This is a genomic window from Woeseia sp. D3-10, from assembly GCF_055809415.1.
This window is the reverse complement of record NZ_JBVVTW010000007.1, coordinates 1,863,138-1,876,179: the sequence shown is the minus strand read 5'-3', so window position 1 is coordinate 1,876,179 and position 13,042 is coordinate 1,863,138. Positions and strand designations below refer to the sequence as shown.

Genomic DNA, 13,042 nt, shown 5'->3' with positions numbered 1-13,042 from the left:
ACAAGGGCTGTTTAGCCGGTATTTTGCAATCCCTGGGCAATGCCATTCACCGTTGCGAGCAATGCTTCGAACAGTTCCGGGTCTTCGCAGCCCGTCGCGCGCCAGCGTTTCAAGAGGTCTACCTGCATCATGCTCATCGGGTCCACATACGGATTTCGTAACATGATGGTCCGTTGCAGTGTGACGTCCCCTTCGAGCAGCTCGTGGTGATCTGAATACTTCAGGATCAATTCGCGGGTGAGTTCGAATTCTGCCTTGATGATCGGGAAAAACTCTTCATGCAGGTTGCCCGCAAGTTCCGAGTACACTTCGGCAATTCCGAGGTCGGCTTTCGCGAGCACCATTTCGACATCCGCCGTGAGCGCGCGCATGAAGTACCACTCACGGAACATAGTGCGAAATGCTTCGTCGTCGAATTGCTCTGCGGCGGCGGCAAGACCACTGCCGAAGCCAAACCAGCCCGGCAGGATGTGGCGACTTTGCGTCCAGGAGAATACCCAGGGAATCGCCCGCAGGTCGTTCACGCCACCGCCGGAACGGCGCGATGACGGTCGCGAACCGATACGCATCCGTTCAATGAGGTCTATAGGTGTTGCTTTGCGAAAATAGTCGTAGAAACGCTCGGTGTCGTAAACGAGTCCGCGGTATTTCTGGCGGCTGACATCAGCAATGACCTGCATCATCGTGTGCCACTCGGGGAGGTCACTGCCGCGATGCAGTGGCATGGCGGTGGCCAGCGCCACAGAGCCGGCTGCCTGCTCCAGGGTACGCAGCGCAATACCGCGCAGACCGTATTTTTCGTTGATGATTTCGCCCTGCTCCGTTACCCGCAAATGGCCATTAACGGTGCCGGGAGGTGAGCCAAGTACGGCGGCGTGGGTCTTGCCGCCGCCACGGCTGATCGTGCCGCCGCGGCCGTGGAACAGATGCAGGGTGATGTCTTCTTCTTTCACGGACTCAACAAGCGCGAGCTGAGCATTCTGCAGCGCCCAGCGGGCCGAAGTGAGGCCTGAGTCCTTGTTGCTGTCGGAGTAACCAATCATCACGGTCTGGGTATCATTGCGTTGTCGCAAATGTGCCCGGTACAAATCATTACCCAACAGGTCATTCAGAATCTGCGGACCGTTGTCGAGATCAGCTACTGTTTCGAGTAACGGCGCTACATCCATCGGTACTTCGCCACGGCGGTTGTGCAATTCGCTCCAGTTGGCGAGCAACAGAACCGCCAGGATATCGTCCGCGCCCTGGGTCATGCTGACGATAAACGGGCCGATGGCCTCCTTGCCGTATTTGCGACGGCAAAAACTGATGGCCTGGAATACTGCCAACGTTTTGCGTGCGGCAATGCTCTGTTGGGCCGGGGGTGGATCTTTCATCTCTATCGCTTCGACGATCCGGGCTGCCCGGTCCGCTGCGCTCCAGGTCAGCCAGTCGTCGATACCAAGACATTCACCAATTACCTGACGGTGCAGCAGAGCATCCTGACGTACGTCCAGCGTAACCATATGGAAGCCGAAGGTATCGATACGCCGCAGCAGGCGCCGCACAGCGAACAGACCCGCATGCTGGCCGTTGTTGTCGGCAAGACTGCGCGCAACCATATCGATATCGGCGCGAAATTGTTTTGCCGACTCATAAGGAAAGGCTGCGTCATCGTAAGTAGCCTGCAGGCGCTGCTGAACCAGCCGCAGCAGAACCCGGTAAGGCATGTCACGGTGCCTGACCGGGACTGCATGATAAGCATTCGGAAATTCGGCACGGTATTGCTCAATGCGTTGCAATACGTCTTCGTTGACCTCTACTCGCAGAATGGACTGACTGAGCTTGGCTGACAGCGATGCGCACTCGCGGTAATACAGGTCAAGAATAAGGGAACGCTGTCGCGCCATCGTGGAGCGTATCGTCTTGGCATTGACGTTCGGGTTGCCGTCCATGTCACCGCCGACCCAGGACGCGAAGTGGACGATATTCGGCACGTTAACGCGCTCGCCGTCTTTGCCATACACTCGTTTGGCCGCTGCTTCGATGTCCTCGTAAAACGGCGGAATAGCCCGGTACAAGACATCGGTGATGAAAAACAGGACATGCTCCAGCTCGTCCGCAACGGTCATTTGTTCCGACGGGTGCTCCGCTGTTTGCCAGCCGGTTGCAACTTCCAGTTTGATGTTTTCAATGGCCGCATACGTTTCCTGCGCGGTCATGGTCGGGTTCAGCATGTCGATGAGTCGCCGAACTATGCGTTGTTCTTTGCGCAGGATCGTACGCCGCGTTGGCTCTGTCGGATGTGCCGTGAACACGGGTTCGATGTGCAATTGCTGCAACAACTGCTGCAACTGGTCGACGTCGATACCAGCGGCCTTGAGCTTGACCATCGTCTCTTCGAGGCCGCCCGGCTGGTACTGTCCCACTTCCTGCAGGTATTCGCGGCGGCGCCGAATGCGGTGAACTTTCTCCGCGGTATTTACCATCTGGAAATAGGTGGAAAAAGCCCGGATCACTTCCAGTGCCAGTGACATATCGAGGTTGCTGACAAGGTCAACGAGTCGTTCGTTCTCCTTTTCGTTTCCTTCCCGGCGCCGGATCGAACGCAAGCGGGCCTCTTCGACAATTTCGAACAGCTGCTCGCCGCCCTGTTCCGTCAGTAATTCGCCAACCAGGGTGCCGAGCGTACGAACGTCGTCGCGTAACGCCTGGTCCTTGTCTTCAAAAGTAATGTCTTGCCTGCGCACTGGATTGCTACCTGTTGGTTGTTATTTGCGCGGGTCAATCGCGAAAGTTTTCATATTGCAAAGGAATCTCGGTATCCGTTTCCTTCAGCAAGCTGATGGCGGCCTGCAAATCATCGCGCTTCTTGCCAGTGATACGTAACTTCTCGCCCTGAATTGCAGTCTGGACTTTCAGTTTGCTGGCTTTGATCGTTTTCACGAGGCGCTTGGCGAGTAAGGTATCGATGCCTTTTTTCATGACAATTTTCTGGCGAGCTTCATGCAGCGACTTGTCGACGCTCTGTGGGTCCATGCAGCCGACATCAATGCCGCGTTTGGCCATTTTCTGGCGCAATACGTCCAGCATCTGGTTGAGCTGAAAATCCGACTTGGTCGTCATCAGAATGACGTCATCCTCAAATACGAACTTTGCGTCGCTGCCCTTGAAGTCGAACCGTGTTTCGACTTCCCTGTTGGCCTGGTCCACGGCATTACGTACTTCAAATATCTCGAACTCGCTGACTACATCAAACGATGGCATGCGGTGCTCCTGGCGATTTGGCTTTAAATGCCCGGCTGACGGGTGGCGGCGGATGCGCTGACGGGGACAGCAGGTTCGGCCAGCAAGGTTTCTATCAGGCTGGTCATCTCTGTGGTCAGAACTTTGTAGTGCTCGCCAGTGCCGGGACCACTGAAGCCGGTATGGATCTTGCGCACGTTACCACTTCGATCAATAAAGATCGTTGTCGGGAAAGCGAGTACGGCATCCAGTGACGGCAGTGTTTCTGCTGCCTCAGTCTTGCTCGACGTTCCTGCGATCAGTGTGGTGTAGGCGATATTGAACTTCTCACGGAACAGCGCCACTTGCTGCCCGGCTAGCAGCGGATCGTCGAAGTGCTCATACATCAGTGCGACGACCTCCAGGCCTTTGCTCCGGTACTTCTCGTACAGCGGCGCCATGAAGCGCGCTTCGTCATGGCAATTGGGACACCAGGTGCCCGCCAGTGTCACGACCACGACCTTGCCGGCAAAACGCGGATCGTCCAGCGACACGGCCTTGCCATCAAGATCCGGGAACTTGAATTCGAAGCGATCGTAGCCGGGTTTCAGGTGTGTAAGTTGATAGGCGTCGGGCAATTTTGCGTTGGCATCGCGGACTGCGGACCAGGTCTGATGCCAGGACGTCCCGGACCAGAAGTCGGCATTGGTGATTTTGTTGTCATCGATCGTTCCCGAAAACAGGAAGGCGTGCGCACCGTCGAACGTTGACAGGTTGAAAGAGTTGTTGCGTACAAAGCCGGTCAGGTAGCGGTAGTCGCCGCTGGCATTGAGAAATGTGCCAAACAGGCGCGACCCGCGTTGCGAAAACTCACCGACACTGGGTGTATTGCTGCCGTCTGCTTCGTGGAATTGCACTGCCCAGCGGCCGGACAGGTCGTGCACGCTGCTGCCACTTGCCGGGTCGCTGCGCTGTGCGCCGGCGGTGGCCACAAATGGCATCGACTGGGTCGCGCCCTTGCTCTTGACCAGAATCAGCTCGCCGACCAGTTTGCCGTTGACGATGCGAGCCCTGATCTCGTTGTTAAATGCGGGGAAGCGCAGCAGGAGCACGCCGTCTTTATAACTGACCTCGCGAATCACCACACGCTCCGGACCGTTGATCAGGCTGGCGCTGTAGCGATCGTCTTTGCGGCTGATTTCAATTCCCGCATCGATCTCGCCGCCGGGCAGGGTAATGCTGGCATGCCAAAAACCAACCGGAAGCGGCGGTTCACCCGCGATCTCGCTGGGTTCCTGACCGCAGCTGCTGAACAGGAAAATGGCGAGTAGTGGCGCAAGAAATCGTGCGGGGAAGTATCTCATCACTGTGTCGGCGGCCCGTTGCCAGTTTCAGGACTGCAAGTTTAACGCAGTCGCGGACCCGATCCAGAGATTACTCGCAAGCGGCAGTCGCTGCGCGCCGGGTGCTCAGGCGTTTCCGCTATTGCTGGCCAATTTGGCGCGATGCTGGCGGACGAGCTCAAGAAACTCCGGGGTCAGGCCAACGTCTTCGTATACCGGGTCACCGAATTCGTCTTCCCGAATGACCGTTGTACCGGCGACGTACGGCATCGCAGTTTCAGTCTCGTCGAGAGCGGCGGACAAGAGGTCACTGATGAGCTGCTCGACGGTATTGCCGGGAAAGAGTTCAGCAAGTGCCGCGAGCCGCGCGGCATCACCCACGTTCAGTCGAATCGAGTATTGCTCTTCAGTGTGTTCCTGAGCGTGCTGCTTGCTCCAGGTTTTCAACAAAGTCTTGAATCGCATTGCCGTCGCTCCTGCAACGTATAAAGGGGAGGCCCACGTGAGCCGCGGCGACAATAACAAAAACTGTCCAAGCTGCCCAGTTAGGCAAGATGCCTGGTGTCTCGTTGTGGAGCAGCATCGTTAAAGGTCAGGGAAGGACCGCTATGTCTGCACATATCACACCGATCGTCACACCGCTTTTGCCGCCTGCAGCACACGCTGGTGACAAAAACGGGAACTCGCTTAACCTCCAGTTGCGAACATTGGCAACGCTTGGGTTTCGGCCGGCCGTTTTGCGGTCAGGTCAGGGCGTGTCAGCAACAGGCGCCGGTTTTTGCTGGCCCGTGAGAACACTCACGGCGGCCCCCGAGCAGCTTGCCCCGCAGTTAGAGCGTGTCCGCACATTGTTATTGAGTGGCGTTGCAGTGAACCTGACGCTCAGTGACGCGGGTGCCGGCAGTTCCCGGCGCATAGAACGCCTGCTGCGAAAGTTGCGGCGAGCGGTGGTCGCGCCCTGCATCAATCGCCGTTTGCTGGGGCTTGCCGTAGCCGCCGAAGAAATGCCACTGCCAGCCTTTCTGCTCATGAGCAAGGTATTGCTCGGCCAGGGACCCCGCTACGTGGTACTCGAAGCCGCTCACCTTGCCCGCGGCGGTCTGGCAGAGGCGTCACCGGCCTGGACCGCCCTTTACCAGCAACGCACCTGGCGGTGGGGACTGCGCCCGGTGTATGGCGGAGACTCGCGAACGCGTTGTCCGTTGCTGTCCGACGAACGAACGCCAGTCTTGTCATCCGAAAACGCGATACGGGTGCCGACCGGCAGTGCCTGGCTTTGCCTTGAGTTGTCTATTTGTCGGTTCGCCAACCGGCACGGCCAGATCGACAGCGGCCAACTACTGGCGGCGCTGCAGCAGGCGCTGGACACAGCCGACCATTTGTTCGATGGCCTGTACTGGCGTGACCGGGAACAGCGCAGGGATGCCGTCTGCAATCGCCGCATCGGTTTCGTACTGCAGGGTATTGGCGATCTCGTTCAGTTACGCGGTGCTGACCCGGCGGATATTGAATGCCTGCGTTACCTTGACCGTTTGATTGGTGCCATCCATGAAGGTCTGTGGGACCGGTCGCACAGGCTGGCGAGCAGCCGTGGCCTGCTGCCGGCACTGGCGGCCCGGGATCCCAGTCGCGGTGTGGACACGGTTGAGCAGCGCCGAAACTGGCAAGGCCGCTGGCACGCTGCGTTGTCCTCAGTTGCGGTTCGGCATCGCAATTTGCTGGTCATGTCACCCTACTCGGTGATGCCCCAAAGTGGTGCAGGCGACCGCCGCGACTATGCGGATCTGTTGCCGCTGCTGGCCCACGCCGATGCCTGCAGCTTTGCTCCGGCAGCAGATTTTTCCGGCTGGAGTATCAGTGAATTCAAGAACTTCCACTGCCGCGCCCACGCAATTCTGCAGCGTCGCAACGCGGCGACATTCGTTGCGGCAGGGGCATGAACTGATATACGGTTCATCCCCGGCTGCGATGATGGGTGACATTTCCGCATCAGCAGGTCAACCAACACGGATGCGAGAATTATTTGCAAGCGATAACACCAGATGCGCATGGAGTTGCTGTACTGCTGCTCACCGCAGCAGCGCTGGTGCTGTTTACCCGCGATCAGATTCCCCTCGAAACATCGAGCCTGATTGTATTGATCCTGCTGGTAACGGGTTTTCAGCTCTTCCCTTATCAGCACGGCGACGCATCACTGGCAGCCTCGGATTTTTTTGCCGGCTTCGGTAACGAAGCGCTGATCACGATTTGTGCCCTGATGATCGTTGGCAAGGCACTTGAAACCACCGGCGCGTTACAACCTTTGGCCGCCATTGTTGGTCGCGCGTGGTCAGCGCGACCGCTGCTGGCTTTGCTCATCACGCTGATTGCTGGCGCCATTCTCAGCGCCTTCATGAACAACACGCCAATTGTCGTGTTATTGATGCCGATACTCGTCGGTGTTTCCCTGCGCGTGAAGTTCCCGGTGTCCGGTGTCATGTTGCCGATGGGCCTGGCAACGATCATCGGCGGTATGTCGACAACAATCGGCACGTCCACCAATTTGCTCGTTGTCGGTATCGCCCAGGACATGGGGCTGAAGAGTTTCGGTATGTTCGACTTCATGATGCCAGTAGTGATTGTTGGCGGTGTTGGCATTCTGTTCCTTTGGCTCATTGCGCCACGCTTGCTGCCGGATCGCATACCGCCGATGGCAGATACGTCGCCGCGGGTTTTCAGTGCGCAGTTGCACGTCAAAGAAGGCGGCTTTGCGGATGGCAAGACGCTGTCCGAAATTCTCGCGAAGACCAATGGCGATATGCGCGTCGACAAGATTCAGCGCACCGAGTCATTGTTTCTTGCCAAATTGCCGTCGGTCATTCTGCAGCCCGGCGACCGTTTATTCGTCAAGGATTCGCCCGAAAATCTGAAGCTCTACGAGACCGAGCTGGGTGCGACCCTGTTCAACGTGTCGGACAATGAGCACCCGATTGATGACGACACGCCGCTGAAAGCCGAAGGCCAGCAACTCGCGGAAGTGGTTGTTACTCGCGGGTCGCCCTTGCATCTGCGCAGCCTTGCCGCCGCCGCGTTCAGCAGCAGCTATGGCTTGCTGCCGCTGGCTATCCATCGGGCACGTGCGCCAAGCTCACAGGTCACCGGTGATCTGAACGCGATTCGGCTGCGCGCTGGTGACGTGTTGCTGGTGCAGGGCACCAGTGATGCGATCAAGAACCTTAAAGAAAGCGGCAGCATGCTGGTACTTGACGGCACGATGGACCTGCCGCACACGCACCTCGCGAACCGTGCACTGGGAATCATGGCACTTGTCGTGCTGGTGGCAGCCCTCGGCATCATGCCAATTTCGGTGGCGGCCATAGTCGGCGTTGGCCTGACCCTCGCATTCGGTTGTCTGAACTGGCGTGATGCGGCGAGTGCGCTGTCGACGCCGGTGATCATGATCATCGTAACCAGTCTCGCGCTCGGCAAGGCACTGATGGGTACCGGAATGGCGGATTTTCTTGCCTACGGTTTTGTCTCTGCGGCAGCCGACATGCCCGTTGAGCTCATCCTCAGTCTGTTCATTCTGATCATGACGGTCCTGACCAACGTCGTTTCGAATAATGCTGCGGCCGTAATAGGTACGCCGATCGCCGTCGCTGTCGCGCAACGGCTCGGGGTCAATCCGGAACCGTTCATTCTGGCGGTCCTGTTTGGCGCCAACATGAGTTATGCGACGCCATTTGGTTACCAGACAAACTTATTGATTCTCAGCGCAGGCGGCTACAAATTCTCTGACTTCATGCGGGTCGGAATACCGCTCACTATCGTCATGTGGATCGGTTTCTCGTTGCTGTTACCGCTGCTCTACGATTTTTGAGGCATTAGTCCGGTGTCTGACTTGACGCGAGCGGAGGCTGCCGGTAATACTCGCCCCATGATCACGCGGATACCGACAAGCTGGCTGTGGCGACCCGATATGGAGTGGGTGGCCGGCTGATTTCTGCCTGAGAGTAATGAATCCGACAAACCCATCTCCGCCGTACGTGGGGGTGGGTTTTTTTTTGTTCCTGGTGCGGCGGTTACTGAATAAACAAGAAGAGACCCGATGCAACCACCATTCGATATAGCGGCCGACCTCGACACGCCGGTTTCCGCCTACCTGAAACTGAAAGACCTCAAGCCGCGATTTCTACTCGAAAGCGTTGAAGGCGGCGAGCGACTTGCCCGTTACTCCTTCCTCGGTTTCGGTGAGGCACTCGAACTGAGTTATGACGACGATGGCCTCGTCATCGGCGGCGAACAGCAGCCGGCGCCGGGCTGCCAGAAAGACTGGCTTGATGCCCTGCGACATGCACAGTCACTCGCGCCGGAGTTATCGCCGGTGATTCCCGAGTTGCCGTACCACGGTGGGCTGGTGGGCGTTTCCGGTTACGACATCGTGCGACTTTTCGAGCGTTTGCCGCAGACCTCGACGCCGCAGGCAGGAATCCCCAAAGCGGCTTTCTGCGCGCCCTCATCGATGCTCGTATTCGATCACCTCACTCGGCGCGTTGCCTTGTTGCATGCGGGCAGTGAGCAGGAACGCAATAGCTTGCGGCGTGACGTTATCAAGCGCCTGCACGGTCCATTGCCAGAGCGCAACGAAGCGCTGCAACTGACCTCGCCCGAAGCGGGCATGACCGAAGCCGAGTATTGCGACCGGGTTGCTGCCTGTAAGGAATACATTGCGGCGGGTGACATTTACCAGATCGTTATCTCGGTATTGTTCAAAGGCCGTAGCAACATTCCCCCGTTCGAGGTGTACCGCGCCTTGCGCCTGTTGAACCCGTCGCCGTACATGTTCTATTTCGAGTTCGGCGATCTTAAAGTTGTCGGCTCGTCGCCGGAAGCGCTGGTCAAGCTGAATGGCCGCACGGCGTCATTGCGGCCGATCGCGGGCACCTTGCCGCGCGGTGCGACCCGCGCTGAAGACGATGACAACGAACGACGTTTGCTGGCGGACCCAAAAGAATCCGCCGAACACGTCATGCTGGTCGATCTGGCACGTAATGATCTGGGTCGGGTCGCCGCGGCTGGCAGTGTCCACGTTGCACCGTACCGCTCTATCGAGCGGTACTCGCATGTCATGCATATAGTCAGTGGCGTCAAAGGCGAGCTTGCCGAGGGCTATGACGCATTCGATTTGTTTGCGGCCAGCTTTCCGGCCGGCACTCTGGTTGGTGCGCCAAAAGTGCGGGCGATGCAAATCATCGAGGAGATGGAATCCAGTGGTCGCGGGCTGTACGCCGGCACGGCAGGGTATTTCGACGTAGGCGGCAACATGGATCAGGCTATTACGATTCGTACGCTCGTGTTCAACGGCGACGAATACAGTTTTCAGGCGGGGGCTGGCATCGTTGCAGACAGCGTGCCGCAAAATGAGTACCGGGAAGTGCTTGCGAAGAGCGCCATCTTGCGAAATGCATTGAGTATGGCGGGAGAAGGCCTGTGAAAAAGGCACGCATACTGCTGATCGACAATTTCGATTCGTTTACTTACAACATCGTGCAGGCATTCCTGGCGCTCGGCGCGAATGTCATCACTTATCGCAACGACGCTATCACCGTTAACGAAGCGTATGACCTGGAACCGAGTCATCTGCTGATTTCACCGGGCCCGGGTCGACCGGAAAACGCTGGCGTGTCTCTGGAGATGATTGCGGCGTTTGCCGGCAGTCTGCCGATTTTCGGTGTCTGTCTCGGTCATCAATGCATCGTTAGTCACTTCGGCGGCGAGATTGTGCGGGCTGATCGTCTGATGCACGGCAAGACATCGCCGATCGCGCACGACGGACTCGGTATCTACGATGGTCTTTCGCAGCAGTTCGAAGCGGGTCGTTACCATTCGCTCGGTGCACAGCGGGAATCCATGCCGGATGAACTGACAATCACCGCGCAAACTGACAAGGGAGAGATCATGGGCGTGCGCCACCGGGAATGGCAGATTGAGGGTGTGCAGTTCCACCCCGAAAGTGTTCTCACGCCCGAGGGCGATCGCCTGATGGCCAACTTCCTCAGGACCGGGCAATGAGCGGGCGGCATTCAGCCGTGCTCGATCGCCTGCTGTCTGGCACGGCGCTCACGGAAAAGGAAGCGCACGGCCTGATGCATGCCATGGCGAGCGGCGAACTGGATCCCGCGTTGGCCGGTGCGTTTCTCGCCGGACTTCGCGCCAAGGGCGAGACCGCGGCTGAAATCCGGGGCTTCGCAACTGCCATGCGTGAACTCGCGCTGGCACCGGCAGTTCCTGACGGCACACCGACGGTTGATACCGTCGGCACGGGCGGCGATGGATCCGGCAGTCTGAATCTGTCAACGGGTACCGGCTTACTGGCTGCCGCTTGCGGTGCCCGCGTCGTTAAACATGGCAACCGTTCTATATCGAGCCGTTCAGGCAGTGCTGACATGCTGGAGTGTTTGGGCATGCCGTTGCCGCTGGCGGCTGATGCCGCGATGGCTGCACTCAATGCAACGAGTTTCACGTTTCTGTTTGCCCCGGCTTATCACCCGGCAATGAAAGCGATCATGCCGGTGCGTGCCGCGCTCGGCGTGCGAACGGTCTTTAATCTACTGGGGCCTCTGACGAATCCGGCGGCTCCGCCCTACCAGTTAATCGGCGCGTTCAGTGCCGATGCAGCGCAACTGATGGCTGATACCTTGTCCGGCATGCCGATAGAGCGCGCGTTTGTCGTGCATGGCGAACCCGGCTGGGACGAAGCGACACCGGCGGGCAGTTTTGTCCTCTTCGATGTGCGACCCGGTTCTGTAAGCCGCTCCGAGCGCAGCCCGGAGGACTACGGTGTGCCGCGCTGCTCGCCGACTGACCTGGCCGGTGGCGACGCGGCACACAACGCGGCCGAACTGCAACGGGTATTCAATGGCGACGACAAGGGCGCGCATCGTGATGCCTTGCTGATGGGCACCTCGCTGGTGCTGGAAGTCATGGGTTTGGTGAGCGATCCGCGAGAGGGTGTCGCGATGGCGGCTGCCGCAATCGACGACGGCCGCGCTGTTCGATTCCTTGACGCTATGCGGACACATTTCGCGGAATAATATGAGCGATTTTCTACAGCAGATGGCGCTGTCAAGCGCAGAGCGCGCCAGTCGTGCCAAGCGCAAGTACAGCGACGATGAACTTGATCTGCCGTTATTGCCATTGAGCTTATCGAGCTTCGATGTGCTTGCAGAGATCAAGGACCACTCGCCATCTGAAGGTGCGTTGGCGGGCGCCGACAGCGATCGTCTGCATCAGGCGCAAATGTACGCGGCAGGCGGTGCCGTGGCCGTGTCGGTGTTGACCGAGCCGTCGCGATTCGCCGGCGACCTCCGACATCTGAGTGAAGTGGCGGCATTGCTGGCCGGCGCCGGGATACCGGCGATGCGCAAAGATTTTCTGGTTGATCCGGTGCAATTGCTGGAGGCACGCGCTGCCGGTGCCAGTGGTGCACTGTTGATCACCGCCATGCAGGATGATCAACAACTCATCGAGATGCTCGATTGTGCGTGTGATCTTTCTCTGTTCGTCCTGCTTGAGGCGTTTGACGAAGACGATCTCAAGCGCACCGCGCGACTGCTGGAGCAGCCGCGTTACGCAGACCGCGCCAGTACCGGGCAGTTACTCGTTGGCGTGAACACGCGTAACCTGCGGACGCTGAAAGTTGATCCGGATCGCCTCCGGCAGCTCGGCCCGGCATTGCCGAACAACGCTGTTTGCGTAGCCGAAAGTGGTCTGCACACTGGCGCCGATGCCGCCGCCGCCGCCGGTTGGGGATATCACATGGCACTCGTTGGCACGGCACTGATGCGCAGTGCCGATCCTGCCGGGCTGATTCGCGACATGCGTCGCGCGGGCAGCGCGGCCCGGGCCGCAATATGACGATGATCAAAATTTGCGGCCTGACGGACAAGGCGTCTGTTGCCGCGGCGATCGACGCGGGCGCTGACGCGGTTGGCTTCGTGTTTGCGGCATCGCCGCGGCAGATTAGTGCCAAAACCGCGGCGGAGATCGCCAGCAATGTGCCAGCGAAAGTGCAACGCGTCGCAGTCATGCGCCATCCGACTAACGCCGAATGGCAGGAAGTGCTGGCAACATTCGCACCCGATGTCCTGCAAACCGACGCAGATGATTTTCGGCAGCTCGAGGTCCCGGCGAACATTGAGCGTTGGCCCGTCTACCGCGAAGGCGCGGTGACACCGGACATGATTTTGCCGGCGACCTTTCTCTATGAAGGCAGTAACAGTGGTGCCGGTCAGCAGGTGGACTGGGGTGTCGCGGCAGAATACGCTCGCCGGGGTCAGATGATCCTGGCCGGGGGCTTGAGCGCCGCGAATGTCGCAGCGGCAATTGCGAGCGTGGCGCCCTGGGGCGTGGACGTATCGAGTGCAGTCGAATCTGCACCGGGCAAAAAAGACACCGGCAAAATTACAGCCTTCGTAACCGCAGCACGATCAATACAGCTTAATTAAAGAACCGAG

The 13,042-nt window shown here is 58.6% G+C and carries 11 protein-coding genes; 7 read left to right on the top strand and 4 right to left on the bottom strand.

Annotated features, from left to right (window positions below; all coding sequences use genetic code 11):
• Window positions 1-11: 11 nt before the first annotated feature.
• The 4 genes from ppc to AC0L8N_RS08855 form a co-directional block, all read right to left on the bottom strand.
• Window positions 12-2,729 (bottom strand): phosphoenolpyruvate carboxylase, encoded by a 2,718-nt coding sequence (gene ppc, locus AC0L8N_RS08870; RefSeq protein WP_473667276.1) that lies wholly within the window; start codon window positions 2,727-2,729, stop codon window positions 12-14.
• Window positions 2,730-2,763: 34 nt separating this feature from the next.
• Window positions 2,764-3,246, bottom strand: coding sequence for a YajQ family cyclic di-GMP-binding protein (locus AC0L8N_RS08865; RefSeq protein WP_473667275.1), 483 nt, complete (start codon window positions 3,244-3,246; stop codon window positions 2,764-2,766).
• Between the two features lie 23 nt (window positions 3,247-3,269).
• Window positions 3,270-4,568 (bottom strand): TlpA disulfide reductase family protein, encoded by a 1,299-nt coding sequence (locus tag AC0L8N_RS08860; RefSeq protein WP_473670103.1) that lies wholly within the window; start codon window positions 4,566-4,568, stop codon window positions 3,270-3,272.
• Between the two features lie 105 nt (window positions 4,569-4,673).
• Window positions 4,674-5,012, bottom strand: a complete 339-nt coding sequence (locus AC0L8N_RS08855; RefSeq protein WP_473667274.1) for a type 1 pili tip component — start codon at window positions 5,010-5,012, stop codon at window positions 4,674-4,676.
• A 323-nt stretch (window positions 5,013-5,335) separates the two neighbouring features.
• On the opposite strand from AC0L8N_RS08855, the gene AC0L8N_RS08850 reads away from it, so the two are divergent.
• From AC0L8N_RS08850 to AC0L8N_RS08820, 7 genes are all read left to right on the top strand, one after another.
• Complete coding sequence (locus tag AC0L8N_RS08850) at window positions 5,336-6,487, top strand: hypothetical protein (protein WP_473667273.1); 1,152 nt, start codon at window positions 5,336-5,338, stop codon at window positions 6,485-6,487.
• 83 nt (window positions 6,488-6,570) lie between these two features.
• A complete protein-coding gene (locus tag AC0L8N_RS08845) occupies window positions 6,571-8,406 on the top strand; it encodes an SLC13 family permease (RefSeq protein WP_473667272.1) in 1,836 nt (611 codons plus the stop codon).
• Window positions 8,407-8,634: 228 nt separating this feature from the next.
• On the top strand, window positions 8,635-10,020 hold the full coding sequence (locus tag AC0L8N_RS08840; RefSeq protein WP_473667271.1) for an anthranilate synthase component I family protein: 1,386 nt from the start codon (window positions 8,635-8,637) through the stop codon (window positions 10,018-10,020).
• On the top strand, window positions 10,017-10,598 hold the full coding sequence (locus tag AC0L8N_RS08835) for an anthranilate synthase component II (protein ID WP_473667270.1): 582 nt from the start codon (window positions 10,017-10,019) through the stop codon (window positions 10,596-10,598). The genes AC0L8N_RS08840 and AC0L8N_RS08835 overlap by 4 nt, the downstream gene beginning before the upstream one ends.
• Entirely contained in the window at window positions 10,595-11,620 is a 1,026-nt protein-coding gene (gene trpD / locus AC0L8N_RS08830) for an anthranilate phosphoribosyltransferase (protein WP_473667269.1), read from the top strand. The genes AC0L8N_RS08835 and trpD overlap by 4 nt, the downstream gene beginning before the upstream one ends.
• Before the next feature lies 1 nt (window position 11,621).
• Complete coding sequence (locus AC0L8N_RS08825) at window positions 11,622-12,443, top strand: indole-3-glycerol phosphate synthase TrpC (protein WP_473667267.1); 822 nt, start codon at window positions 11,622-11,624, stop codon at window positions 12,441-12,443.
• Window positions 12,440-13,033 (top strand): phosphoribosylanthranilate isomerase, encoded by a 594-nt coding sequence (locus AC0L8N_RS08820; RefSeq protein WP_473667266.1) that lies wholly within the window; start codon window positions 12,440-12,442, stop codon window positions 13,031-13,033. The genes AC0L8N_RS08825 and AC0L8N_RS08820 overlap by 4 nt, the downstream gene beginning before the upstream one ends.
• The last annotated feature ends 9 nt before the right edge of the window (window positions 13,034-13,042 follow it).